Below are 26,061 nucleotides of genomic sequence, written 5' to 3'. Positions count from 1 at the left end.
AACTAGAAAAAGGATAAGATCTTAAACCGACCTTATCCCTTTTTCATGAGTTGAAACTTTTTGTCTCAGCCTCATTTTCTATGTCTCTTAGCGATTCAGCCTGCAGGGCGCCGTGAGGTTAAAGGGATTGATGCTGACAGAGTCTGGGCGAGCCTTAGGAAGTCTTGATGATGATAAAGAAGGCTATAAGGCCTCCCTGCCTTAAATGTAAAAAATGTTGAAATAAATCGAATTACATGCTTTATAGACTTGAAATGAAATGAGTGTGGCTGCGGACACTTTAAACTAAGTGTATTCACACGAGACAGGTGAAGCGCAGCCATATCGTCATTTTGTTTATCTTTTATTACTTTGTTAGCTCGCCTTGCTTTAACAGTCTGGAAGGCTGACACTTCCAAGTGGAAGCTTCATCCACCACCTCAAAACCTCCACTGGAGCTTTTGAGCAGCTCGCTGCCTATCATTTTCTTATTTCAATTACTATAAGCAAAGGAAAGGACTACAAGGGGATGAACGAAGTCTGAAGCAGAAAGAGTGTGACAGGCGGGCGGGGCGGATGGAAGCATAAGAAAAAGCACCGGCTGGTGCTTTGCATTGCTTATTTGAGACCGTATTTTTTGTTGAAACGATCCACACGTCCATCTGCTTGAGTGAACTTTTGACGTCCAGTATAGAATGGGTGTGAGTCTGATGAAATTTCCACACGGATCAATGGGTAAGTTTCTCCTTCGAATTCAACAGTTTCGTTTGAACGCTTGGTTGAACCGCTGAGGAACTGGTAGCCGGTAGAAGTGTCCATGAAGACAACTGGGCGGTATTCTGGATGAATATCTTTTCTCATTTTACAAAAATTTCCTTTCTGCCATGGTCTCTCTGCGAGCCATAGATTACTTACTTTGATAGTTTATCAAATTATATCTGATTTGACAAGCCTTTTAGCTGATTTTCTTCCTTTTTTGCCAAGTCCTGCAGTTCTGCATAAATTTGATCCACTTCCTCTTTGGAAAAAGCGTTGGCGCCGCTGGCCAGCGGGTGTCCGCCGCCGTGGTGTTTTTTGGCAATCTCATTGATGGGAATGGACTTGCTGCGCATACGAACGCGGTAGTGGCCGTCAGGCTGCTCTACAAAGATAGCCCAAAGCTGGACATCTTCGATACGGCCGGGAGCGCCGACGATAGCAGAGGTATCCGCATCGCTTAAGCGGAGCTCCTGCAGCAGCTGCTGGCTCAGGATAATCCGCGCTGCGCCATTCTGATCCATTTCCAAGCTGTCATAGACATAGCCCTGCAGTCTGGCAATCGGCCAAGTGATGGCGTCCATTTTGCGGGCCAGACCGGAAAAGTCGAAAGGATACTGGCGCAGTCTGGCTGCTACCTCAAAAGTCCGTACGCTGGTAGAGGGATAAAGAAAGCGGCCGGTATCGCCGATTATGCCGGCATAGAGCAGTCTGGCCGCCTCCTCTCCTAAGTCTAATTGATTTTCAAAGGCCAAGAGAGCAATCATCTCGCTGGTGCTGCTGGCCGTCGTATCTACCAAGGAAAGATCGCCATAAACATCATCGTCAGGATGGTGGTCAATCTTTATCAGAAAGGCACCCGTTGCATAGCGCGAGTCGTCGATGCGGGCTGTATTGGCCGTATCGCAGACGATGACCAGAGCCTGCTCATAATCTGCATCCGCCACTTGGTCCATCTGGGCCAGCCAAGTGAGACTGGGCTCGTCGTAGCCAGTCACTTTAACCGTCTTTTGAGGGAAATGGTACTGCAGCAGCTTTTGCAGCCCGACCTGACTGCCCAGTGCGTCAGGATCCGGGCGCATATGGCGGTGAATGATAATCGTGTCGTGTTCTTTGATTTTTCTTAAAATATCATGGTAAAGATTCATAAATAGCCTCATCAACTTTCTCTCCCCATTGTAGCACAAGAGTTTTTATTTTTAAAATAAAAAAGATGTGATATAATGAGAGAAGATTATAATTTGGAGGACAATATGACCTTAGCGAAAATTGTATTTGCTAGTATGACCGGAAATACCGAGGAAATTGCAGATATTGTAGCTGATAAGCTGAGAGACTTGGACGTGGAAGTAGATGTGGATGAATGCACCACTGTTGATGCAGAAGATTTTCTGGAAGCCGATATTGCTGTCGTAGCTACCTACACTTACGGCGACGGTGAGCTGCCGGATGAAATCCTGGACTTCTATGAAGATCTGTCTGGTCTGGACTTATCCGGTAAGATTTACGGAGTAGTGGGGTCAGGCGATACCTTCTATGATGAATTCTGCAAGGCAGTGGATGATTTTGACGCGGTTTTTGCAGGGACTGGTGCTGAAAAAGGTTCTGAAAATGTCAAGGTAGACCTGTCTGCTGAAGACGATGATATTGAGCGCTTAGAAGCATTTGCAGAAGACTTGGTTAATAAAGTTTAAAATGATAAAAGATAGGAAACGGCTGCGGCCGTTTTTTCTTTATAGGGAGCTTATTTTCTGACAATTCTTATGATAAACGGTATAATATAGGTAAGCGCTATCTATAATGAAAAGGAGGAGCTCCTATGAAAGAACGCGACTATGCTTTTGGCTTCCATGACGATGTCAAGCCACTTTTCTCTACAGGAAAGGGGCTGACAGAAGAAGTGGTTCGGGAAATTTCTGAAATCAAGAACGAGCCCCAGTGGATGCTGGATTACCGGCTTCGTTCGCTGGAGCTCTTTCATAAGCTGCCCATGCCGGACTTTGGTCCGGACCTATCCGGCATTCGCTTCGATGATATTATCTACTATCAAAAGCTGAGCGGAGAGCGGGCCAGAAGCTGGGATGAAGTGCCGGACGAGATCAAGAAAACCTTTGATCGGCTGGGCATTCCTGAAGCGGAGAAGCAATTTCTGTCTGGAGCGGTGGCCCAGTATGAGTCCGAAGTTGTTTACCACAATATGAAGGAAGAATTTGCCAAGATGGGCATCATCTTTACCGATACGGATACGGCAGTTCAGGAATATCCCGACTTGGTCAGGCAGTATTTCGGCACGGTCATTTCCAATGCAGAGCATAAATTTTCAGCCCTCAACAGTGCCGTATGGTCAGGCGGGACCTTTATCTATGTGCCTAAAAATGTCCAATGCCAGGTGCCGGTGCAGACCTATTTTCGGATTAACGGTGAAAATGCCGGTCAGTTTGAGCGCTCGCTGATGATCATTGAGGAGGGGGGCTCGATCCAGTATATCGAAGGCTGCACAGCGCCGACTTATACAGCTAACAGCCTCCATGCTGCCAATGTGGAGATTATTGTCAAAAAAGATGCCTTTTTCCGCTACACCACCATCCAGAACTGGTCGGACAATGTTTACAATCTGGTGACAGAGCGGGGGACGGTCGAAGAAGGCGGCACGCTGGAGTGGATTGACGGCAATCTGGGCAGCAAGGTCAATATGAAATACCCCTGCAGCATTCTCAACGGCCGCAACGCCAGGACTTCGGTCTTGTCCATGTCCTTTGCCAACTACGGCCAGCATCTGGATGCCGGCTGCAAGGTCTTTCACAATGCTCCTAAAACCTCCAGTACACTGATTTCCAAGTCAGTGGCCAAGGACGGCGGTAAAACGGATTACCGCGGTCAGGTTCGCTTTGGCAAGAACAGTGCTGGCTCCAAGTCCCATATTGAGTGCGATACTATTCTCATGGACGGAGAATCCAGCTCTGACACCATTCCTTTCAATGAAATCCATAATTCCAACGTAGCCTTGGAACATGAGGCCAAGGTTTCCAAGGTTTCAGAAGATCAGCTCTACTACATCATGAGCCGCGGCATCAGTGAAGAAGAAGCAACGGCCATGATTATCAATGGCTTTATGGAGCCCATCACCAAGGAGCTGCCTATGGAATACGCCGTCGAACTCAACCAGCTCATCAACATGAGCATGGAAGGCTCAGTTGGCTAAAACAGTCTGGGAGACTGTTTTAGGTTGTGGATAAAAACTCGCCTTTGCGAGTTTTCTTTCATTCTGGCAGGCTGCGGTCTTGTTTCTATCAGGATGGCCATCTGACGGAGCGAAGCCGGCCTGTTTTTCATTGCCTTCTGTTTTTTCCTTTTCAATCCAAGCTAGAAAGTTTGCCGATATTTTGGTATGATAAAGAGAAAAATAAGGAGGCGGCAGATGAAGTTAGAAGAAATCAGACAGGAAATTGATCAGGTGGATGATGCCTTGGTGGCTCTGCTGGAGAAGCGGATGAATCTGGTCGGACAAGTAGTGGCTGTTAAGAAATCAACCGGCAAAGCGGTCTTGGATACCAAGCGGGAAGCAGTTATTTTCGCCAAAGCGGCCGATAAGGTGGTCAACAAAGCCTACCAAGATACAATCGTTGCGACCTTTTCAGATATTCTCAAACGATCGCGTGCTTATCAAGACAAACACTTGGGTGCGGAAACGAAGAACAGTCAATAGTTGTATTTTTTATGAAAAATGTGTAGAATAAGAGTCAAAGGGATGGTGCACCCCTATAACCGCTAGTGATAGCTGATGGCGCCTGTTAGAAATAAGAGCTTATTGTTTTTACTGAGCTTTTATTTCTAACAGGCGCTTTTTGCTGCTTATTCATAATAAAGGAGACAGAGAAGAATGAAGAAGATTAAAGCCTATCCCCTGCTAGCTGTTTTGGCCGTTGTGATTGGAGGGATTGTTGGAATGGTAGACACTGTTTTTGGACGAGTGTTACTCTACTTGTCTGATTTTAGAGGAGAGCATATCATCTTTCTTCTTCCTATTTTACCTTTTGCCGGACTTTTAATCGACTTTCTTTACCAGCGCTGTGGGGGGAGCAGTCGAAAGGGGATGACGCTGGTCTTTGCTGTCGGTCATGGAGAGGAAGATGAAATCCCCAAACGGCTGATTCCTCTCATCATTGTGTCTACTTGGCTGACCCATCTTTTCGGCGGATCGGCTGGCCGAGAAGGAGTAGCCGTGCAGTTGGGAGCGGCTGTATCGAATTGGTTTTCTTCTCGGTTCAGGATAAAAGATGTATCAAAAATCTTTTTGATCACTGGCATGTCGGCTGGCTTTGCCGGTCTTTTCCAGACCCCTTTGGCGGCTGCTTTCTTCGCGATGGAAGTCTTAGTGGTGGGGAGGTTAGAGCTATCGGCTTTCCTTCCGGCTGTCATTGCAGCACTGACAGCATCCTGGACCTCTCATACTCTGGTATTAGAAAAGTTCACTTTCCCCTTGGAGCAGAGAGTGGACTGGAGTATCGGAAATATCCTCAAACTCCTGCTTCTGGGCCTCCTATTTGGCTTAGCAGGAAAAGCCTTTGCGCTCGCTCTGTCTTGGGCTAAGAAAAAAGCTGCACTTCGCTTTAAAAATCCCTATATCAGAATACTGATGCTGGGGCTGCTGTTGACAGGGTTGCTCCTGTTCTTGGACAGGGGCAGATATGCCGGGCTGGGGACCAATCTCATATCTGCAAGCCTCCATCAGGGAAGGATTTACCCTTACGATTGGCTATTGAAGCTGGCCTTGACCGTTCTTACTTTGGCCGCTGGCTATCAAGGCGGAGAAGTGACCCCGCTCTTTGCTATTGGGGCCAGTCTGGGAACGGTGCTTGCTCCTCTGATGGGCTTTCCGCTTGCCTTTACGGCTGCTCTGGGTTATGCGGCTGTATTTGGCAGCGCAACCTCTACCTTGCTAGGCCCGATTTTGATTGGCTGTGAAGTCTTTGGCTTTGCCTATCTGCCTTACTTTTCTCTGGTCTGCCTGACCGCCTTTGTCTTGAAACACGACCGCTCTATTTACGGGGCGCAAAAAGTCATGGATTATCAAAATATGACTTTACATTTTCCAAAATTCTGATATAATATACTTTGTGCCTAATGGAAGCACAGAAAACGGCTAATCCGCTGCGGTCCTGAATTGTAAGATTAGTAAGATAGGAGAAGAAAAAATGAATCCATTAATCCAAAGTTTGACTGAAGGTCAACTGCGTACTGACATCCCTGCATTCCGTCCCGGTGACACCGTGCGCGTTCACGCCAAAGTCGTCGAAGGAACCCGCGAGCGGATCCAGATCTTTGAAGGTGTGGTTATCGCCCGTAAAGGTGCTGGTATTTCAGAAACTTACACCGTACGTAAAATCTCTAACGGTATCGGTGTTGAACGGACTTTCCCAATCCACACTCCGCGTGTTGACAAGATTGAAGTTGTTCGTTACGGTAAAGTCCGTCGTGCTAAATTGTACTACCTGCGTGCATTGCAAGGTAAGGCAGCGCGTATCAAAGAAATCCGCCGTTAAGCATTTAGAAATAACTCTGTCACTCGGCAGAGTTTTTCTCTAAGTCCCCTTAGTTCAATGGATATAACAACTCCCTCCTAAGGAGTAGTTGCTGGTTCGATTCCGGCAGGGGACATAGATTCTATTCAAACAACCCTTGGAAATTCAGTATTTTCAAGGGTTTTTATTTTGTCTGACTCAAATCTGCTCTGATTCGCCCAAAATCGTCGAAAATATTTTAGGTTGGAAAATTAGCCTCAAATAGCTCCCTAATCTATTTGAGCAGTCTGCGGTTAGCTTCGGCATTGTTTGTATTGAAACGAATATTGTCAATACAAACAATTCCTGTCACTAGGACAGGTCACCAGTCAGTATAAATAGCAACCAAAAGAGAACCCTACTTAAAATAGGCAGGGTTCTCTTTTATAGTCTTTTAGAAGTGAAACTGTCTAGGGGACAGTTTCGGCCTGTCGCTTAAAATATAGGACGATAGGGCAGCGAGCCGCTCAAAAGCTCAGATGGAGTTTTTAGGTGGCAGATAAAGCTTCCGCTAGGAAGTAAGTGTCAGCTGGTACTGAGGTATGGCTGATGGCGGTGGGGCAGACTCACTTACCCACAACCTTTCTATCTCACTATCTTGTTTCTAGGTTCAGGCTGTTAAAGCAAGGCGAGCTAACAAAGTAATAAAAGATAAACTAAATGACGATAGAACAAAAGGTTTGTAAGCGTCAGCATTTATTGTGATTTAGCCTGTTCTATAATCGCATCAATATCAGCTGTTCCGGTGATTCCGAATTTGGCATAGACGTCATTAACTGGACTAGGGTCAACATCAATGCTATTGATATTTCTGCCTTCTGATGTGATAGAGACATACCGTCCATCAGTTCTAATCATGACCCAAAGTCCTTGTGAAGCGAATAGATAGCCATCCTATTTCTTTTCGACCTTACCGATTTCAGGGAAAGTGATAAAAGTGGCTTCGGAAGTAAAGGAAACTTCCTTGCCATCTACTATAGAAGCATTTGAACTACTGTTAGTGCTTGGAATGCTGCTGGAGGCAGAAGATGAGCTGGAAGAGGGCGAGATTTCCGATTTCTTTGATGATGTAGAGCTGGATTTGCCGCTTGATGTGGCTTTACGAGAAGTCTTGGCTTTGTCGCTGGACTGGAACGAAGTCTTTGACTGATGCTGAGAACAAGCTACCAGAGTAAGCAGGCTAGCAGCTAGCAAGATTGTCTGATAATTTTTTTCATAATGAAGCTCCTTAGAGGTGGGAAAGTAATATTGTATATGAGTTTGGAGGAACTAACGTATAAAAATAGCGCCGAATCGGCGCTCACTTTTTCAAGTTGGGTACGGACTGGATCAAAAATCACTGCCTTATTTTAACTTGCTGTGTTGTTTCGAATAGTTCCAACAAAATAATTATACAATATTTCTCTTTAAATGTAAACGTTTTTGTGTTAAAATATTGACATAAAAAACAACTTTATAAAAGGGGATTGTTATGAAGAAACCATATTCAATAGGACTTGATATAGGAACGAATAGCGTTGGTTGGGCTGTGGTAACAGATGACTATAAAGTTCCTGCTAAGAAAATGAAAGTTTTGGGAAATACAGATAGAAGCCATATCAAGAAAAATTTATTGGGAGCTTTATTATTCGATGATGGAAATACTGCTGAGAGCAGACGCCTGAAACGAACGGCTCGTCGGCGTTATACTCGACGTCGCAACCGGATTCTTTACTTGCAAGAAATTTTTGCGGAAGCAATGAGGGAGATAGATGATAGCTTTTTCCAGCGTTTGGACGATTCTTTTCTTGTTGCGGAAGATAAAAGAGGAGAACGCCATCCTGTTTTTGGAGATATTGCTGCAGAAACAAAATACCATGAAGAGTTTCCGACAATCTACCATTTAAGGAAACGCCTAGCTGATAGCCCCCAAAAGGCCGACTTACGTCTAGTCTATCTTGCTTTAGCTCATATCATCAAATATAGAGGACATTTTCTTATAGAAGGAGAATTAGATACACGGAATAATAATGTCCAACAACTGTTTCAGGAGTTTTTAAAGATTTACGATAATACTTTTGAAAGAAGCGCCCTTCAGGACGAAAATGCTCAAGCAGAAGAGATTTTAACAGATAAAATTAGCAAAACTGCAAAGAAGGATAGAATCCTAAAACTTTTTCCAAACGAAAAATCGAATGGTCAGTTTGCAGAATTTTTAAAATTAATCGTCGGAAACCAAGCTGATTTTAAAAAGTTTTTTGAATTGGAAGAAAAGGCACCATTGCAATTTTCTAAAGATAGCTATGACGAGGATTTGGAAACACTATTGGGACAAATCGGAGATGAGTATGCAGATCTTTTTGTAGCAGCTAAAAAATTATACGACAGTATCCTTTTGTCAGGGATTTTAACGGTATCAGACACTGCTACGAAAGCTCCTCTTTCGGCATCTATGAAGCAGCGATATACGGAGCACGAGGAAGATTTGGCAAAACTGAAACATTATATCCGCAAGAAACTGTCCGCTAGCTATAAGGAGTTTTTTTACGATAAATCTAAAGATGGTTATGCTGGCTATATTGATGGAAAAACGACTCAAGAAGCCTTTTATAAATACATTAAAAAATTACTTCCAGTAACTGATGAAACAAAGGATTTTCTCGAAAAAATTGAGCGTGAAGATTTCCTGAGAAAACAACGGACCTTTGACAATGGTTCTATTCCGCATCAAATTCACTTGCAGGAATTGCGGGCTATTATCCAAAAACAAGCTGAATTTTATCCGTTTTTAGCAGATAACAAAGAGAAGATTGAGCAAATATTGACTTTTCGTATTCCATACTATGTCGGCCCACTGGCACGCGGTAAGAGTGATTTTGCTTGGTTTAGCAGAATATCTGATGAGAAAATCACCCCCTGGAACTTTGAACAGATGATTGATAAAGAAGCTTCAGCAGAAGCCTTTATAAATAAAATGACGAATTATGATCTATACTTGCCAGACGAAAAAGTCCTTCCAAAACACAGCTTATTGTATGAAAAGTTTGCTGTGTATAATGAATTGACGAAAGTTCGATTTATCGCAGAAGGAATGAAAGAATATGAGTTTCTGGATAATGGTCAGAAAAAACAAATCGTTACTAACTTGTTTAAGACAAAGCGCAAAGTAACAGAACGAGATCTAAAAGAGCATCTGCATCATGTTGATGGATATGATGGCATTGAATTAAAAGGGATTGAACAGAAATTTAATGCTGGTCTATCGACTTACCATGATTTGTTGAAAATTATCAACAATAAGGAATTTATGGACGATGCTGAGAATGAAGAAATCCTTGAAGATATCGTACATACTTTAACGATTTTTGAAGATAAAGATATGATAAAGCAACGGTTATCTAAATATGAAAATCTATTTGATAAAAAGGCTTTAAACAATTTGTCTCGTCGGCATTATACTGGCTGGGGCCGTTTATCCGCTAAGTTAATCAATGGTATTCGCGATAGTCAAACTGGTAAGTCTATTTTGGATTATCTGATTGATGATTGCAGCAATCGTAATTTTATGCAACTCATTAATGACGATGGACTTTCTTTTAAAGAAAGTATTCAAAATGCACAAGTAACAGGGGAAAATGATAATCTGAAGCAAATTGTTCAAGAACTTGCAGGCAGCCCCGCTATAAAAAAAGGAATTTTGCAAAGCCTAAAGATTGTTGACGAACTCGTCGAAATAATGGGCTACAATCCTGAAAGTATCGTTGTAGAAATGGCGCGTGAGAACCAGTTTACAAATCAAGGACGACGCAATTCACAGCAGCGTTTAAAGAAGTTGACAGATTCTATCAAAGAGTTAGGAAGTTCTATTCTGAAAGAGCATCCGGTTGATAATTCGCAGTTACAAAACGATCGATTATTTTTATACTATCTGCAAAATGGTAAGGATATGTATACGGGAGAAGCTTTGGATATGGATAAGCTTAGTTCGTATGATATTGATCACATTATTCCACAAGCCTTTATCAAAGACGATTCTTTGGATAATCGTGTTCTGGTTTCCTCTGCTAAAAACCGTGGAAAATCGGACGATGTTCCAAGTGCCGAAGTTGTTCAAAAGATGAAAGGCTTTTGGCAACAATTGTTGGATTCCAAATTGATTTCAGAGCGTAAATTCAATAATTTGACCAAGGTTGAACGCAATGGTCTCACAGAGGACGATAAAGCTGGATTTATCAAACGTCAATTAGTCGAAACACGGCAAATCACTAAGCATGTGGCTCAGATTTTGGATAGCCGGTTTAATGAGGAAATCAATGAACAAGGAAAGAAGATTCGCAAAGTTAAAATCGTAACGCTTAAATCCAATTTGGTCTCCAATTTCCGTAAAGAATTTGGATTTTATAAAGTACGGGAAATGAACGACTATCATCATGCACACGATGCCTATTTGAATGCAGTAGTGGCTAAGGCTATTTTGACGAAATATCCTAAGTTGGAACCAGAATTTGTCTATGGGGAGTATCCAAAATATAATAGCTTCCGAGAACGAAAATCTGCTACAGCAAAAGTTTATTTTTATTCCAATATTATGAACTTTTTCAAAACGACCATCAAATTAGCAGATGGTTCTGAGAAAGAGAGACCTCAAATAGAAACGAATGAGGAAACTGGTGAAATCGTTTGGGATAAAACAAAACACTTTGAAATAGTCCGTAAAGTGCTAGCTTATCCACAAGTAAATATCGTGAAAAAAACAGAAGAGCAGACGGGAGGCTTTTCTAAAGAATCTATCTTGCCGAAAGGAAATTCTGATAAACTTATTCCCCGAAAGACTAAGAAGATTCACTGGGATACTAGCAAATATGGAGGATTTGATAGCCCGATTGTCGCTTACTCTGTTTTAGTGATTGCTGATATTGAAAAAGGGAAAGCTAAAAAATTTAAAACTATCAAAACATTGATTGGTGTTACCATCATGGAGAGACCATCTTTTGAAAAGGATCCGATTGCTTTCCTTGAAAATAAAGGATACCAAAACATCAGGAAAGAGAATATTATCAAGCTACCCAAATATAGTCTATTTGAACTAGAAAATGGGCGACGTCGATTATTAGCCAGCGCTAGAGAACTTCAAAAAGGGAATGAAATAGTCTTGCGGAATCAGCTAGTAACCTTGCTTTATCATGCTAAAAATATTCATAAACTTGATGAACCTGAACATATGCAGTATGTCGTACAGCATAGGAGTGAGTTTTATGAATTGCTAGATTTCTTATCTGCCTTTTCTAAGAAATATATCTTGGCAGAAGCAAGTTTAGAAAAAATTAGCGAGTTATTTACTCAAAATGAACAAGCTTCTATTGAAGAGTTAGCAAGTTCATTTATCAATTTATTAACTTTTACCGCCATGGGAGCTCCAGCGACTTTCCAATTTTTTGGCAAAGATATTGATAGGAAGCGGTATACCTCAACTACGGAAATTCTTGATGCCACTCTCATCCATCAATCTATCACCGGTCTCTACGAAACCCGTATTGATCTGAGTAAGTTAGGAGAAGACTCATGGGATGGCGAACAGTAGTCGTTAATACACATTCTAAGCTTTCCTACAAAAATAATCATTTGATTTTCAAAGATGCCTCTCGGACAGAGTTGATTCATCTGTCCGAGGTGGATATCTTGCTGCTGGAAACAACCGATATTGTCCTATCAACGATGCTGATAAAACGTTTGGTGGACGAGAATGTGTTGGTTATTTTTTGTGATGATAAACGCTTGCCGACAGCTTTTCTGATGCCTTATTATGCACGGCATGATTCTAGTTTGCAATTATCAAAACAAGTGTCCTGGAGCGAAGAAGTTAAAGCAGAGGTATGGACAAACATTATTGCGCAAAAAATTTTGAATCAAGCTATTTATCTCGGTGATTGCAATTTTTTGGAAAAATCTCAATCCATAATAGATTTATACAATGGTTTAGAGTTGTTCGACCCAAGCAATCGTGAGGGGCATGCGGCTCGTATTTATTTCAATACCTTATTTGGCAATGACTTTAGCCGTGAGCAGGACAATGATATTAATGCCGCTCTTGATTATGGTTATACTTTGATTTTAAGTATGTTTGCGCGTGAGATTGTTTTATCAGGCTGTATGACGCAGTTCGGCTTGAAACATGCAAATCAATTTAATCAATTTAATTTGGCTAGCGATATTATGGAACCCTTTCGTCCAATTATTGATCAAATTGTTTATGAAAATAGAGACAGCAGTTTTGTAAAAATCAAAAAAGAATTGTTTGCTATCTTTTCTGATACATTTATTTATAATGGTAAAGAAATGTATTTATCAAATATTGTCAGTGATTACACGAAAAAAATAATTAAAGCTTTAAATCAAAGTGGGAAAGGAGTTCCTGAATTTAGGATATGAGTTATCGTTATATGCGGATGATGTTAATGTTTGATATGCCGGTAGATACTGCCGAAGAGCGAAAGGCTTATCGTAAATTTAGGAAGTTTCTGATTGAAGAAGGTTTTATTATGCATCAGTTTTCCATATACAGCAAACTGCTTTTGAATCATTCGGCCAATACTGCTATGGTCGAAAGACTGAAAGCAAACAACCCTAAAAAGGGGAATATAACCCTTCTCACAGTGACAGAGAAGCAGTTTTCCAGAATGCTTTATCTGAGTGGGGAAAAAGATATGAGTCTTGCTAATACAGATTCTCGATTGATATTTTTAGGTGAGGAGTTTGCAGATGAAGATTAATTTTCCGATTTTGGATGAAGCGCTGGCGATTGATAAGGCAACCTTTTTAGTTCTGGAAGAGCAAACCGTTTTTTCAAATCTTGTAAAACATCTTTATCAGTATTCGGAAGAAGATAAACTGCAAATGTTTGACTCCAAGCTGAAAGCGCTGAAAGAATCTGAGTTATTAATCATTACAGACATTTTGGGCTATAATCTAAATTCTTCTGCTATACTAAAGCTGATACATGCTGATTTGGAGAATCAATTAAATGAGAAGCCGGAAGTGAAATCAATGATAGAGCAGTTGGTATTGACTATCACCGATTTAATCGCATCTGAGTGTTTGGAGCATGAACTGGATCTGGGATGTCATGAGGCCAGTGTATTGGACTTAATGGATGTTTGTGATGTCAAAATTGAGACGATGAGTGACACAATTTTTAACAAGTGTTTAGAAATTGTTCAAGTTTTTAAATACTTGTCAAAAAAGAAATTGCTGATTTTTATCAATACAGCAGCCTATTTATCAAAGAGTGAATTAAAGGAACTAGTTGAATACATCCAATTAAATAATGTGAATGTCTTATTTATCGAACCTAGAAAAGTTTTCGATTTCCCACAGTATATATTGGATAACGATTATTTCTTAAACAGGGAAAATATGGTATAATCATAGTAATGAATGGAACCAAACGAGCTGAAGTCTGGCTGAGACGAGCAGCGCGATTACGAAATTTCGTAAGAAAAAATATTCTACGAGGTTTTAGAGCTGTGTTGTTTCGAATGGTTCCAAAACTCTCGTACATCATACTCTTCAACAATCACTGTTTTAGAGCTGTGTTGTTTCGAATGGTTCCAAAACTTTTCAATATCCTCACCACCATCATGGGAAGTTTTAGAGCTGTGTTGTTTCGAATGGTTCCAAAACGCTGTTCCGTCCGCCTTTCAGTACGTTGTAGTTTTAGAGCTGTGTTGTTTCGAATGGTTCCAAAACCAATATCAAGACGCTGCTCAAGCCCTGTCAGTTTTAGAGCTGTGTTGTTTCGAATGGTTCCAAAACAAAGGTAGATGTGAGCCTTTTCTCTCAAATGTTTTAGAGCTGTGTTGTTTCGAATGGTTCCAAAACCTACAGCGCCTGTAGCACGAGCCAGACCCCGTTTTAGAGCTGTGTTGTTTCGAATGGTTCCAAAACCAAAATAAAAGCAGCTAAAAACAAATGCACGTTTTAGAGCTGTGTTGTTTCGAATGGTTCCAAAACAGCTTCTTCGCGCTCACGACGTGACTCTTCGTTTTAGAGCTGTGTTGTTTCGAATGGTTCCAAAACCGTCTTTCCAAGCCCCCAGGCCGCGCTGATGTTTTAGAGCTGTGTTGTTTCGAATGGTTCCAAAACTACTTTCTTTACGATAGTTGTGTTTTTCGAGTTTTAGAGCTGTGTTGTTTCGAATGGTTCCAAAACTCTAATAGTATGACGGCAAAAGTGCTAGCTGTTTTAGAGCTGTGTTGTTTCGAATGGTTCCAAAACATGGAGATTTTACGTATGCCATCTTGTGATGTTTTAGAGCTGTGTTGTTTCGAATGGTTCCAAAACTGCGCTAAAAATCCCCGTGTCTGTAACACGGTTTTAGAGCTGTGTTGTTTCGAATGGTTCCAAAACGATAGCTGGTCTGATAATGACGGCTACCGTGTTTTAGAGCTGTGTTGTTTCGAATGGTTCCAAAACTCAACTTTACTAGCAATCTCTTTGAGATTAGTTTTAGAGCTGTGTTGTTTCGAATGGTTCCAAAACTGTTGCGCTTGAGCATTTTCCAGCCAATCTGTTTTAGAGCTGTGTTGTTTCGAATGGTTCCAAAACAAGGTAGCCAGATTACAAAAAGCATATTAAGTTTTAGAGCTGTGTTGTTTCGAATGGTTCCAAAACAGACCTCGCCGAAAGTAAAGGCTACTGTCCGTTTTAGAGCTGTGTTGTTTCGTTTTTATTTATCATAAAAGAGGCTGAGACAGACTCCCATGATGGCTGCGCCCTCACCCACAGAGGGAGCTATCTTTGGGAAGATACCGTATAAAAAGTCCTTCAGTCTCGCTTTGTTTTGGAAAAAAACTCTTGACGCGGTAGCTGATTGGACTTTTTGTTCGTCTTTTAGACTCCAAAAAGCTCCTAATCATCCTCGCGGGGCTGGGACGACGAACTAAATTTTTTCAAAATTTAGTTCTGTCCCACCGCCTTTCTTCTCTATTTCCCCAGGCAAAACTGGCTGAAGAGCTGGGTGATCAGTTCGTCGGGGGCAGCGTCGCCGGTGATTTCGCCTAGGATTTCCCAAGTGCGGGTCATGTCGACTTGGAGGAGGTCTACTGGCATGCCTAGTTCCAGTCCTTGGTTGACGGCTTGCAGGCTTTCCAGAGCTTTTTCAATCAGGGAAATGTGGCGGGCATTGGACAGATAGGTAGCGTCCTGCTCCACGATGCCGGCATTGTCAAAGAAGAGCTGGTTGATGCGGTCTTCGATTTTGTCAATATTTTGATTGTGGAGCACGGAAATCTTGATGCAATCTGCCGGCAGCTGATTGGCTTCGATCTTTTCATCCAGATCAGTCTTATTCAGCAGAACGATGCGGTTGCTGTCTTGGCTGAGCTCAAGCAATTGCCGGTCTTGCGCTGTCAGCGGTTCGCTGGCATTGAGGACTAAGAGCACCAGATCGGCTTCCTGCAGGGCTTTTTTGGAGCGTTCAACCCCAATCTGCTCGACCAAATCGTCTGTATCACGGATGCCCGCAGTATCGATGAGTTTCAGCGGTACACCTTTGATATTGACATACTCCTCGATGACATCCCGGGTTGTCCCCGCAATGTCTGTCACAATAGCCTTGTCCTCCCGCAGGAGATTGTTGAGCAGGCTGGACTTGCCGACATTGGGCCGGCCGATGATAGCGGTGGAGATGCCTTCACGCAGGATCTTGCCCCGGCGGGCAGTCTGCAGCAAATCGCTCAGCAATTTTTCAAATTCTGCTGTTTTTTCCCGCAGGAGCTGAGTGGTCATCTCCTCCACATCATCATACTCTGGATAGTCGATATTGACCTCCACCTGAGCCAGCGTGTTGAGGATTTCCTGGCGGGTGCTGTTGATGAGGTCAGACAGAGAGCCGTCCAGCTGCTTAACGGCGTTGTTCATCGCCTTGTCAGTCTTGGCCCGGATAATGTCCATGACGGCCTCGGCCTGAGTCAGATCTACCCGGCCATTGAGAAAGGCCCGCTTGGTGAACTCTCCGGGCTCCGCCATTCTGGCCCCCTCGCGGATAGCCAGCTGCAGGATCTCATTGGTCACGGCAATCCCGCCGTGGGTGTTGATCTCAATGATGTCCTCGCGCGTGAAAGTCTTAGGCGAGCGCATGGCACCGACCATGACCTCATCCAGCACCTCCTGGTTTTGAGGGTCGACGATGTGGCCGTAGTTGAGCGTGTGGCTCGCCGCCTTTTCCAGATTTTTTCCTTTGAAGATCTTTTGGGCAATGGCAAAGCTGTCCGTCCCGCTCAGTCTGACGATGCCGATGGCGCTTTCTCCAAGGGGCGTCGAAATCGCAGCGATGGTATCAAATTCACGTGTAATCATGTCTGTTTTTCCTTCTCCGTCTGTATACAATACTCTCATTGTAACGCAAAAAAAGAGCTGGAGCAAGGGTTTGACTTGCAATCTTTTCGATCAGTCACAGGACTTGCTGGTCTAGCGCAGATACTGCGGAGTGAAAAGCGGACTGGTTTTAAGGGTTTCCTTGTTCAATCAATTCATTTTCTTGTGCCGAAAACACTTTCATGTTGCAAATAATCATGGTATAATGGAATCAGCTTGATTTTAGGAGAATTGGATGAACAATCTGAAAAAAATGGCAGGCGTCAAGGCTGCTGAATTTGTGCAGGACGGTATGGTTGTTGGACTGGGAACGGGTTCAACTGCCTATTATTTTGTCGAGGAAATCGGCCGCCGCATCAAGGAAGAAGGGCTGTCTATCGTAGCTGTGACAACTTCCAGTGTGACCAGCCGCCAAGCAGAAGGCCTGGGGATTCCGCTGAAATCTATTGATGAAGTGGATCAGGTAGATGTGACGGTAGACGGTGCAGATGAGGTCGATGCGGCCTTTAACGGTATCAAGGGCGGCGGCGGCGCTCTCCTGATGGAGAAGGTGGTCGCTGCAATCACCAAGCACTATATCTGGGTCGTGGATGAAAGCAAAATGGTAGAAAAACTGGGCGCTTTCAAACTGCCGGTAGAAGTGGTCCAATATGGTGCGGAGCAGCTTTTCCGCCGGTTTGAAATTGCAGGTTACAAGCCAAGTTTCCGTCAGAAAGACGGCCGGCGCTATATCACCGATATGCAGAATTTTATCATCGATCTGGACCTTGGTGTGATTGAGAATCCGGTTGCCTTCGGTCAGGAGCTGGACCATATGGTCGGCTTAGTAGAGCATGGCCTTTTCAACCAAATGGTGGACAAGGTCATCGTGGCGGGTCAGGCTGGTCTGCAAGTTTTAGAAGCTAAGAAATAGAAAGAGGTTTTTATGTCAAAATTTAGTCGCATTCACTTGGTTGTGCTGGACTCAGTCGGTATCGGAGCAGCTCCTGATGCCAATAACTTTGTCAATGCCGGAGTGCCAGACGGTGCTTCCGATACGCTGGGACACATTTCCAAAACAGTCGGCCTGGAAGTGCCCCATATGGCTCAGATCGGTCTGGGCAATATCGAGCGGGAAAGGCCGCTCAAGACAGTCGCCAGAGAGGAAAAGCCCAGCGGCTACTATACAAAATTAGAAGAAGTTTCGCTGGGCAAGGACACCATGACCGGCCACTGGGAGATTATGGGCCTCAACATCACCGAGCCATTTGACACTTTCTGGAATGGCTTTCCCGAAGAAATCATCACTAAAATCGAAGAATTTTCAGGGCGCAAGGTGATTCGTGAAGCCAACAAACCCTACTCAGGCACAGCGGTTATCGATGACTTTGGTCCCCGCCAGATGGAAACCGGCGAGCTGATTATCTATACTTCAGCTGATCCAGTTCTCCAGATTGCGGCGCACGAAGAGGTCATTCCGCTGGATGAGCTCTACCGTATCTGCGAATACGCCCGCTCGATTACGCTGGAGCGTCCGGCTCTCTTGGGGCGGATTATCGCCCGGCCTTATGTTGGTGAGCCCGGTCATTTCACACGGACAGCCAACCGGCACGACTATGCAGTATCGCCTTTTGAGCCGACGGTCTTGGATAAGCTCAATGAGGCCGGTATTGCGACCTATGCGGTGGGCAAGATTAATGACATTTTTAACGGTGCTGGTATCAATCACGATGTAGGGCACAACAAGTCGAACAGCCACGGTGTGGACAATCTAATCAAAACCATTCAATCCGAAGAGTTTAAGCAGGGCTTCTCGTTCACGAATCTGGTAGACTTTGACGCCCTCTACGGACACCGCCGCGACCCGCAGGGCTACCGTGACTGCCTGCAGGAGTTTGACAGCCGGCTGCCGGAAATCATCGACAGCATGCGCGAGGATGATCTGCTGATGATTACAGCGGATCATGGCAATGACCCGACCTATGCGGGAACAGACCATACGCGTGAGTATATCCCGCTTTTGGTCTTTGGCAAATCACTCAAAGGCCACGGCCATCTGCCCATCGGTCATTTTGCGGATATTTCAGCGACGGTTGCGGAGAACTTTGGCGTGGACAAGGCTATGATCGGCCAAAGCTTCCTCAATGAATTGGTCTAAGCGAAAGGAAAAGGGATGACAACTTTATCTGAAAAAATCAAAGAAACAGCTGCTTTTTTACAGGAAAAGGGCATGACAGCACCTGCGTTTGGTCTTATCTTAGGATCCGGCTTGGGAGAGCTGGCTGATGAGATTGAGAATGCCATCAGCCTAGACTATGCGGATATTCCCAACTGGGGCCGTTCAACGGTGGTCGGCCATGCGGGCAAGCTGGTCTATGGCGACTTGGCTGGCCGTAAGGTTCTGGCTCTGCAGGGACGTTTCCACTTTTACGAGGGCAATCCGATGGAAGTCGTGACCTTCCCTGTCCGTGTCATGAAGGCACTGGGTGCAGCCGGTGTGATTGTCACCAACGCAGCGGGCGGCATCGGCTACGGTCCCGGAACGCTCATGGCCATTTCAGACCATATCAATATGACCGGTCAAAATCCGCTGATTGGCGCTAATCTGGACGAGTTTGGCCCGCGCTTTCCTGATATGTCAGATGCTTACACCAAGGCCTACCGTGAGAAAGCACACGCCGTGGCTGAAAAGCTGGGCATTGACCTGCAGGAAGGAGTCTATCTGGGTGTGACCGGTCCGACCTATGAGACACCGGCCGAAATCCGCGCCTTCCAGACCTTGGGGGCCAGTGCGGTCGGTATGTCAACGGTGCCGGAAGTCATCGTGGCCGCTCACTCCGGCCTCAAAGTGCTGGGGATTTCCGCCATTACCAACTTTGCGGCAGGCTTCCAAAGCGAGCTCAACCATGCAGAAGTTGTAGAAGTGACCGAGCGGATCAAGGAAAACTTCAAAGGCTTTGTCAAGGCTGTGCTGACTGAGCTGTAAAAGTCCGCAGAAAGGAGCTTGGGATGCGTGTTCATTTTGTTTTACATGAGTCCTTTGAGGCGCCGGGTGCTTATCTGGATTGGGCCCAGACGCGGGGACATGAGATTTCCATGACAAAAGTTTACCAATCTGAGCAGCTCCCGCAAACGGCTGATGCTATTGATTTTCTGATTGTCATGGGTGGTCCGCAGTCTCCGGATCCAGACTTGGAAGCCTTCCCTTACTATCATCCTGAGGAAGAAATCAAGCTCATCCGCTCTGCCCTGTCTAAGGACAGGTATATCTTAGGCATCTGTCTGGGGGCCCAGCTGCTCTCGCAGGCCTATGGTGCTCAGTACGAGCCTAGTCCGGAGCGGGAGATTGGCAATTATCCGATTGAGCTGACAGCTGAAGGGCTGAAAGACCAGCACCTTCAGCATCTTGGTGAGCAGCTTGTCGTCGGTCACTGGCATGGGGATATGCCGGGCTTGGTCCAAGGGGCTCAGGTGCTTGCGGCCAGCCAAGGATGTCCGCGCCAGATTGTCCGCTTTTCTCCCAAGCACTACGCTTTTCAGGCGCACCTAGAGCTGACTCATGAGCTGGTTGAGCTGTTAATCGCCGCAGAAGGCAGAGAAGCCCTGCTTGCCCAGAGCCAGTGTCATCCTTTTATCCAAACTCCTGAAGAAATCCTGCATTACCATTACGCAGAGATGAATGAAAAACTAGGTGCTTTTCTTGACTCCCTGACCGAAAGCACCTCCTCCACATCAGCAGAATAAAAAGAAAGGGCAGGCTTAGGCCTGTAATCATGATTATGTCTATCCATATCGCTGCTCAGCAAGGCGAAATTGCTGACAAAATCCTCCTGCCGGGCGATCCGCTTCGGGCAAAATTCATCGCAGAAAACTTCCTAGAAGATACGGTCTGCTTCAATGAAGTCCGCAATATGTTCGGCTACACCGGAACTTACAAGGGCCACCGGGTTTCTGTCATGGGGACCGGGATGGGCATGCCCTCTATCTCCATCTATGCCCGTGAGCTGATCGTGGACTACGGTGTCAAGAAGCTGATCCGTGTCGGGACAGCCGGCTCGCTGAATGCAGATGTTCATGTGCGCGAGCTGGTCTTGGCACAGGCAGCAGCGACCAATTCCAATATCATCCGCAACGACTGGCCCCAGTATGATTTTCCGCAGATTGCAGACTTTGACCTGCTGGACAAGGCTTATCACATTGCCAAGAATCTTGGCATGACGACCCATGTCGGCAGTGTACTGTCTTCGGACGTATTTTACTCAAACTACGGTGAAAAAAATATCGAGCTGGGCAAATGGGGTGTCAAGGCGGTCGAGATGGAAGCCGCAGCGCTTTACTATCTGGCTGCCCAGCACCAAGTGCAGGCGCTGGCGATTATGACCATTTCTGATAGCTTGGTCAATCCAGACGAGGACACGACCGCCGAAGAGCGGCAAACGACCTTTACCGACATGATGAAGGTCGGCTTGGAAACGCTGGTCGCAGACGCATGAAGCTGGATATAAAAGAGGCTATCCGCTTTGCTGCCTCCCGCTATGACTATGCTTACGCCTGTCAGCTGGCTGAGCAAGGAGGGAGCAGCGTTCAGTCTGAGCTAGTCCGGCTCCTCGCGGCTCTGGCAGAGCGCAGGGAGCTCAATATTCATTCGATGATGCAGCTAGAGTTGGAAATCGCAGGGCCTGTCCCTGCTAATTTTCAGCTTTTTTGCCATGAGGATGAAGCAGACGAGCAGCTGGCCAACTACCTCTATGATCTGGAAGCCAAGCTGCGCAATGAGCAGCTGATTGACTTTATCCGGGCCGTCAGTCCTGCTATTTACCGGATTTTTATGCGGCTGATTCGACTGGAAATACCGGATATTGACCGCTATATTCACAATGCACGAGAGGCCAGCTATGACCGCTGGAAGTTTGAGCAGATGAGAGGCTCGGCCTATCCTGTCCTGCAGACTTTCCGCTCGGAAAGCACCGTCAGCTCTTCCAGCCTGACAGAGCTGATCTGCCAGCTGGACCTGTCTGAGTCTGTCAAGGAAGGGGCTCGTGAGCTGAGGGAGTTGGAAAAGTCAGTCCGCAATCCGCTGGCCCACCTGATCAAACCCTTTGATGAGGCAGAATTGCACCGGACGACCGGCTTCTCGTCGCAGCATTTTATGGACTTGCTGGTCGAGCTGGCCCAGGAGACCGGTATCGTTTACCAGCGGGAGCCCTTTTACTTTGACCGTGCCAATGCGGTTATTGAATCCCTTTTATAAGGAGGTGCAGGATGGATAAGATTGCACAGCTGCAGCAGCTGATCGACCAAAGCCGGCACATCGTCTTTTTTGGCGGAGCGGGCGTTTCGACCGAGTCCAATATCCCGGACTTTCGCAGTTCAGACGGCATTTACAGTGTGGAGCTGGGGCGGCATTTCACAGCAGAGCAGCTGGTCTCTCACACCATGTTTGAGCGCTATCCGCAGGAGTTTTTTGACTTTTACAAGCAATACCTGCTCTATCCAGATGCCAGGCCCAATGCTGCTCATACCTATCTGGCAGCTCTGGAGAAGGCAGGGAAGCTCAAGGCAGTAGTGACCCAAAACATCGATAGCCTGCATGAAATGGCTGGTTCTCAAAAAGTGCTCAAACTGCACGGCAGCGCGGATCGGAATTTCTGTCTGGGCTGCCAGCGCTTTTACGACCTGCAGGCCTTTCTGGCTCTGCCGGGCACCGTGCCTCACTGTCTGGACTGCGGCAGCATAGTCAAGCCAGATGTGACCCTCTACGAAGAGCCGCTGGATATGGAGGTTTTCCGCCAGGCAGCTCAGGCCATTCACAAAGCCGACCTGCTGATCATCGGCGGCACCTCCTTGGTCGTCTATCCAGCAGCCAGTCTCATCCAGTACATTGCCGGCCGGCACCTGGTCGTCATCAATAAAACCAGCATCCCGCAGGACAGCCAAGCCGACCTAGTCATCGAGGGCAGGATTGGGGAGGTGTTCTCTCAGCTTTCTGCTCCATAAGAAAAAAACCGCATTTCAACGCGGTTTTCTTGTTTTTATGGGGAAATATCAATCTTTCGGCTTCATACTCAATAAAAATTGAGACTAGACTGTTGGAGATAGTGAAGAGTAATTTAAATTTTTAAAAGCATCACTTATCAAACTGCACTTCCTCAATCAGGTACTCGATAAATTTTTCTCCCATTTTGGATAGGCTGGCTTTTTCGTGCTGGATATAGACCAGCTCGATCGGGTCGTCGATGTCCAGAGGGATGGAGACGATGTTGTCGCCATTGAGGTTGCTGTTGAGGATGCCGGTGGCAATGGTGTAGCCGTCCAGACCGATCAAGAGATTAAAGAGCGTTGCCCGGTCGCTGACTACGATAGATTTTTTATGGTGCTCCTGAGAGAGAATTTCCTCAGAAAAGTAGAAGGAGTTGTGAGTCCCTTGGTCATAGCTGAGATAGGGGAAATTCTCCAAATCCGCCAGCTGGACCAGTTTTTTCTTAGCCAGCGGATTGGACTTGCTGACAAAGATATGGGGCTGGGCTGTGAAGAGATGGGTGGCAATCAGGTGATTGTCGTCCAGCATCTTGGACAGGACATCGCGGTTGTAGCTGTTGAGAAAGAGGACGCCAATCTCGCTGCGGAAGTTTTTGACATCATCGATGATTTCCCAGGTCCGGGTCTCCCGCAGAAAGAGCTCGTATTTTTCCATGTCGCTTTTCTTGAGCAGGGAGACAAAGGCATTGACCACAAAGGCATAGTGCTGGGAGGAGACGCTGAAGAGCTCGCGGTTGGCTACCGGGTTTTTATAGCGTTCTTCCAAGAGCTGGGTCTGCTCGACCACCTGACGGGCATAGGACAGAAACTCCATGCCGTCCTTGGTCAGGGTAATGCCCTTGGGATTGCGGATAAAAATCTCAATGCCCATCTCGTTTTCCAGATCCCGCACCGCGTTGGACAGGCTGGGCTGGGTGATGAAGAGCTGCTTGGCAGCTTCGTTCATGCTGCCGGTTTCGACGATTTTGATAATATAGTGTAACTGTTGAATTCTCATAGGTCTATTTTATCATATTCTTTAAGGTTTGACATATGAAATGAAGCTGAAGGACGAGAAATCTTTTTCTGCAATCAGGGGTGATGCAGTGGACTGGAAATGACAATATTGGAGATAAGGGTTAGAAAATGCTAAAATGTTAAAGTAAGTTCCACTGCCGCCGTTAGCGGAAGTTAGTCTGCTAAAAATGCATAAATCCAGCGGGAATGCGCCTCAGACTAAGTTCCAGCTCAGAGAGCAAATCGGAACTTACTTTGAAAAGTCACGAGGGTCAGAAAATGACCTTCAAACTTAATTTTTCTCTTGACAATCATGCCGGTAAATTATAGAATGGAGTAGATGAAACCTTTAAAGAAGTCCAGAGAGGCTGCTAAGGTCTATACGTGTTCAATGGCAGTTTTTGCCATGCTTTCGTGTAACCTTGCCTCGAGCAGGGTTTTTCTATTTTATCCAGAACAGCCGTGCTAGACTAGTATTTAAAGCGAATAATAAATAAGGAGATTATCCCCTCATGCGTGAAGAACGTCCGATTATCGCCCTTGACTTCCCTTCTTTTGATGATGTCAAAGATTTTTTGGAGCATTTTCCAGAAGATGAAAAACTCTATGTCAAAATCGGCATGGAATTCTTCTATGCCATTGGTCCAGAAATCGTGCATTATCTGAAAGGGCTTGGCCACAGTATTTTCCTGGATCTGAAGCTGCATGATATTCCCAATACCGTGCGCTCAGCGATGTCTGTCTTGGGCACTTTCGGCATTGATATGGTGACAGTCCATGCGGCAGGTGGTGTGGAGATGATGAGCGAGGCCAAGAAGGTTCTGGGGAATCAGGCGAAGCTGGTGGCAGTCACTCAGCTGACATCGACCAGCGAGGAAGACATGCGCGACTGCCAGAATATCCAGACGACGGTTCAGGAGTCGGTGGTGAATTATGCCCGCAAAGCCAAAGAAGCCGGTTTGGATGGCGTGGTCTGCTCGGCTCAGGAAGTAGAGCTGATCAAGGCTGCGACAGCAGCTGACTTCCTCTGTGTGACACCGGGGATTCGCCCGGCAGGCTCTGCCATTGGCGACCAAAAGCGGGTCATGACACCGCAGGAAGCTCATCAAATCGGGAGTGACTACATCGTAGTCGGACGGCCGATTATCCAAGCTGCAAATCCATGGGATGCTTACCACGAGATTAAGAAGCAGTGGAACAGCTAATTCCTCCTAGAAAATCTGCTTTTTGACTGTGTTAAAGCTCATTGCTGAGTGCTAATTCGGCCTGCATTCTTTGCCTGTCAAAGCTTATGCACTGCTTTCGTTTAACCGCCGAAGGCCTCTGTTTTATGAGGAAACGCTGATGCTGCAGCTGTATAGGCTGCCTTGATTGCTTGCCAGATGATTCATTAGAACCCGCAAATGAAACCTTGATGGCGGCTTCTGGATTCAGTGATTCTGTCGGAACGAGAATTTGCTTGTGGGAATTGGTTTGAATTAAATCGTATTTTGATATTTACTTTTATTAAAAAAGGAGAAGTTATGACTTTAGCCAAAGATATTGCGCGTGATTTACTGAAGATTGAGGCTGTTTACCTGAAGCCTGAGGAGCCTTTTACATGGGCTTCCGGTATCAAATCCCCTATTTATACCGACAACCGGGTGACACTGGCCTATCCAGAAACCCGCACCCTGATTGAGAATGGCTTTGTGGAAACCATCAGGCAGGCCTTTCCGGATGCAGAAGTGATTGCCGGAACGGCGACAGCCGGCATCCCGCATGGCGCTATCATTGCTGATAAGATGAACCTCCCCTTTGCTTACATCCGCAGCAAGCCCAAAGACCACGGCGCCGGCAATCAGATTGAAGGCCGTGTCGCTCCGGGTCAGAAAATGGTGGTCATCGAAGACCTGATTTCAACCGGGGGTTCTGTGCTGGACGCGGTTGCAGCAGCCAGGCGCGAAGGAGCAGATGTCATTGGTGCAGCAGCCATCTTTAGCTATGAGCTGCCAAAAGCAGACAAGAACTTTGCGGATGCTGGCGTCAGGCTGGTGACCCTGTCCAATTACACCGAGCTGATCCATCTGGCAGAAGAAGAAGGCTATATCAATGCCGAAGGACTGGCTCTGCTGCAGAGATTCAAAGAGGACCAAGAAAATTGGCAGGCATAGGAAGGAAAGGCTTGATTCGCTTCAGCCTTTTTTCCATAAATCAATCCTAGTCAAGGAACATCATCAGCAAACCAGAAAGCGGGCTGCAGCCTTCTTGGCTCGCTATCTCGTTTTCAGGCTCGGGCTAAAAAGGTTCCCCGAACCTTCCTCGCTTACGCATTTTCAGGCTCGGGCTAAAAAGGTTCCCCGAACCTTCCTCGCTTACGCATTTCCAGGCTCGGGCTAAAAAGGTTCCCCGAACCTTC

The 26,061-nt window shown here is 45.6% G+C and carries 24 protein-coding genes, 1 tRNA gene, 1 CRISPR repeat array and 1 riboswitch; of the genes, 20 read left to right on the top strand and 5 right to left on the bottom strand.

Features of this window, described 5'->3' with window-relative positions; translation table 11 throughout:
• Positions 1-597: 597 nt before the first annotated feature.
• Entirely contained in the window at positions 598-840 is a 243-nt protein-coding gene (locus DHL47_RS07000; RefSeq protein WP_002895374.1) for a type B 50S ribosomal protein L31, read from the bottom strand.
• Positions 841-911: 71 nt separating this feature from the next.
• Positions 912-1,883: a DHH family phosphoesterase gene (locus tag DHL47_RS06995; protein WP_209551354.1), complete on the bottom strand. Its 972-nt coding sequence runs from the start codon at positions 1,881-1,883 to the stop codon at positions 912-914.
• A gap of 105 nt (positions 1,884-1,988) precedes the next feature.
• Here DHL47_RS06995 and DHL47_RS06990 point away from each other — a divergent pair, with 105 nt between their 5' ends.
• From DHL47_RS06990 to DHL47_RS06965, 6 genes are all read left to right on the top strand, one after another.
• Complete coding sequence (locus DHL47_RS06990; RefSeq protein ID WP_209551353.1) at positions 1,989-2,429, top strand: flavodoxin; 441 nt, start codon at positions 1,989-1,991, stop codon at positions 2,427-2,429.
• Positions 2,430-2,554: 125 nt separating this feature from the next.
• On the top strand, positions 2,555-3,937 hold the full coding sequence (gene sufB / locus DHL47_RS06985) for a Fe-S cluster assembly protein SufB (protein ID WP_128837409.1): 1,383 nt from the start codon (positions 2,555-2,557) through the stop codon (positions 3,935-3,937).
• A gap of 216 nt (positions 3,938-4,153) precedes the next feature.
• Positions 4,154-4,441, top strand: coding sequence for a chorismate mutase (locus tag DHL47_RS06980; RefSeq protein WP_128837408.1), 288 nt, complete (start codon positions 4,154-4,156; stop codon positions 4,439-4,441).
• Between the two features lie 29 nt (positions 4,442-4,470).
• A riboswitch (Fluoride riboswitch) is annotated at positions 4,471-4,533 on the top strand.
• A gap of 82 nt (positions 4,534-4,615) precedes the next feature.
• On the top strand, positions 4,616-5,839 hold the full coding sequence (locus tag DHL47_RS06975) for a chloride channel protein (RefSeq protein ID WP_209551352.1): 1,224 nt from the start codon (positions 4,616-4,618) through the stop codon (positions 5,837-5,839).
• A gap of 91 nt (positions 5,840-5,930) precedes the next feature.
• Positions 5,931-6,278 carry a 50S ribosomal protein L19 gene (rplS, locus tag DHL47_RS06970; RefSeq protein WP_009660455.1) on the top strand — a complete coding sequence of 116 codons (348 nt, stop codon included), beginning with the start codon at positions 5,931-5,933 and terminating at the stop codon, positions 6,276-6,278.
• Positions 6,279-6,321: 43 nt separating this feature from the next.
• Positions 6,322-6,393 (top strand) — tRNA-Arg (locus DHL47_RS06965).
• A 599-nt stretch (positions 6,394-6,992) separates the two neighbouring features.
• Here DHL47_RS06965 and DHL47_RS13380 read toward each other — a convergent pair.
• Positions 6,993-7,154, bottom strand: a complete 162-nt coding sequence (locus DHL47_RS13380) for a hypothetical protein (protein ID WP_245335572.1) — start codon at positions 7,152-7,154, stop codon at positions 6,993-6,995.
• A 106-nt stretch (positions 7,155-7,260) separates the two neighbouring features.
• Here DHL47_RS13380 and DHL47_RS13375 point away from each other — a divergent pair, with 106 nt between their 5' ends.
• From DHL47_RS13375 to csn2, 5 genes are all read left to right on the top strand, one after another.
• Positions 7,261-7,446 (top strand): hypothetical protein, encoded by a 186-nt coding sequence (locus tag DHL47_RS13375; RefSeq protein ID WP_245335571.1) that lies wholly within the window; start codon positions 7,261-7,263, stop codon positions 7,444-7,446.
• A 321-nt stretch (positions 7,447-7,767) separates the two neighbouring features.
• Positions 7,768-11,856, top strand: a complete 4,089-nt coding sequence (cas9, locus tag DHL47_RS06955) for a type II CRISPR RNA-guided endonuclease Cas9 (protein WP_209551351.1) — start codon at positions 7,768-7,770, stop codon at positions 11,854-11,856.
• Positions 11,838-12,704, top strand: coding sequence for a type II CRISPR-associated endonuclease Cas1 (gene cas1, locus DHL47_RS06950; RefSeq protein WP_209551350.1), 867 nt, complete (start codon positions 11,838-11,840; stop codon positions 12,702-12,704). The genes cas9 and cas1 overlap by 19 nt, the downstream gene beginning before the upstream one ends.
• Positions 12,701-13,045: a CRISPR-associated endonuclease Cas2 gene (cas2, locus tag DHL47_RS06945; protein ID WP_209551349.1), complete on the top strand. Its 345-nt coding sequence runs from the start codon at positions 12,701-12,703 to the stop codon at positions 13,043-13,045. The genes cas1 and cas2 overlap by 4 nt, the downstream gene beginning before the upstream one ends.
• Positions 13,035-13,697 carry a type II-A CRISPR-associated protein Csn2 gene (csn2, locus tag DHL47_RS06940; RefSeq protein ID WP_209551348.1) on the top strand — a complete coding sequence of 221 codons (663 nt, stop codon included), beginning with the start codon at positions 13,035-13,037 and terminating at the stop codon, positions 13,695-13,697. Before cas2 ends, csn2 begins: the two co-directional genes overlap by 11 nt.
• A 90-nt stretch (positions 13,698-13,787) precedes the next feature.
• A CRISPR array of direct repeats spans positions 13,788-14,945; the repeat unit is 36 nt; unit sequence GTTTTAGAGCTGTGTTGTTTCGAATGGTTCCAAAAC.
• A gap of 312 nt (positions 14,946-15,257) precedes the next feature.
• Here the strand turns inward: csn2 and mnmE are convergent.
• Positions 15,258-16,631 carry a tRNA uridine-5-carboxymethylaminomethyl(34) synthesis GTPase MnmE gene (gene mnmE / locus DHL47_RS06935; RefSeq protein WP_209551347.1) on the bottom strand — a complete coding sequence of 458 codons (1,374 nt, stop codon included), beginning with the start codon at positions 16,629-16,631 and terminating at the stop codon, positions 15,258-15,260.
• 253 nt (positions 16,632-16,884) lie between these two features.
• On the opposite strand from mnmE, the gene rpiA reads away from it, so the two are divergent.
• The 7 genes from rpiA to DHL47_RS06900 are packed head-to-tail and all read left to right on the top strand — an operon-like array spanning position 16,885 to position 22,625.
• On the top strand, positions 16,885-17,562 hold the full coding sequence (gene rpiA / locus DHL47_RS06930; protein ID WP_128837400.1) for a ribose-5-phosphate isomerase RpiA: 678 nt from the start codon (positions 16,885-16,887) through the stop codon (positions 17,560-17,562).
• A 12-nt stretch (positions 17,563-17,574) separates the two neighbouring features.
• The gene (locus DHL47_RS06925) at positions 17,575-18,786 is read left to right on the top strand and encodes a phosphopentomutase (RefSeq protein ID WP_209551346.1); all 1,212 of its coding nucleotides are present in this window, start codon (positions 17,575-17,577) and stop codon (positions 18,784-18,786) included.
• Positions 18,787-18,801: 15 nt separating this feature from the next.
• Positions 18,802-19,614, top strand: a complete 813-nt coding sequence (locus tag DHL47_RS06920) for a purine-nucleoside phosphorylase (protein WP_128837399.1) — start codon at positions 18,802-18,804, stop codon at positions 19,612-19,614.
• A gap of 23 nt (positions 19,615-19,637) precedes the next feature.
• The gene (locus DHL47_RS06915; RefSeq protein ID WP_209551345.1) at positions 19,638-20,372 is read left to right on the top strand and encodes a glutamine amidotransferase-related protein; all 735 of its coding nucleotides are present in this window, start codon (positions 19,638-19,640) and stop codon (positions 20,370-20,372) included.
• 35 nt (positions 20,373-20,407) lie between these two features.
• Positions 20,408-21,121, top strand: coding sequence for a purine-nucleoside phosphorylase (gene deoD / locus DHL47_RS06910; RefSeq protein ID WP_209551355.1), 714 nt, complete (start codon positions 20,408-20,410; stop codon positions 21,119-21,121).
• On the top strand, positions 21,118-21,879 hold the full coding sequence (locus tag DHL47_RS06905; protein WP_209551344.1) for a hypothetical protein: 762 nt from the start codon (positions 21,118-21,120) through the stop codon (positions 21,877-21,879). Before deoD ends, DHL47_RS06905 begins: the two co-directional genes overlap by 4 nt.
• Positions 21,880-21,890: 11 nt before the next feature.
• Complete coding sequence (locus DHL47_RS06900) at positions 21,891-22,625, top strand: NAD-dependent protein deacylase (RefSeq protein ID WP_209551343.1); 735 nt, start codon at positions 21,891-21,893, stop codon at positions 22,623-22,625.
• Between the two features lie 130 nt (positions 22,626-22,755).
• Here DHL47_RS06900 and DHL47_RS06895 read toward each other — a convergent pair whose 3' ends face one another.
• A complete protein-coding gene (locus DHL47_RS06895; protein ID WP_061423112.1) occupies positions 22,756-23,664 on the bottom strand; it encodes a LysR family transcriptional regulator in 909 nt (302 codons plus the stop codon).
• A gap of 511 nt (positions 23,665-24,175) precedes the next feature.
• On the opposite strand from DHL47_RS06895, the gene pyrF reads away from it, so the two are divergent.
• Both pyrF and pyrE read left to right on the top strand, forming a co-directional pair.
• A complete protein-coding gene (gene pyrF / locus DHL47_RS06890; RefSeq protein ID WP_128837386.1) occupies positions 24,176-24,868 on the top strand; it encodes an orotidine-5'-phosphate decarboxylase in 693 nt (230 codons plus the stop codon).
• 318 nt (positions 24,869-25,186) lie between these two features.
• Positions 25,187-25,816 carry an orotate phosphoribosyltransferase gene (gene pyrE, locus DHL47_RS06885; protein WP_209551342.1) on the top strand — a complete coding sequence of 210 codons (630 nt, stop codon included), beginning with the start codon at positions 25,187-25,189 and terminating at the stop codon, positions 25,814-25,816.
• Positions 25,817-26,061 lie beyond the last annotated feature (245 nt).

Origin of the sequence: Streptococcus panodentis (assembly GCF_017884005.1) — a bacterium.
Taxonomy (GTDB): domain Bacteria; phylum Bacillota; class Bacilli; order Lactobacillales; family Streptococcaceae; genus Streptococcus; species Streptococcus panodentis.
Note: the sequence above shows the minus strand (reverse complement) of the source record. Positions and strands in the feature narration are given on the sequence as shown.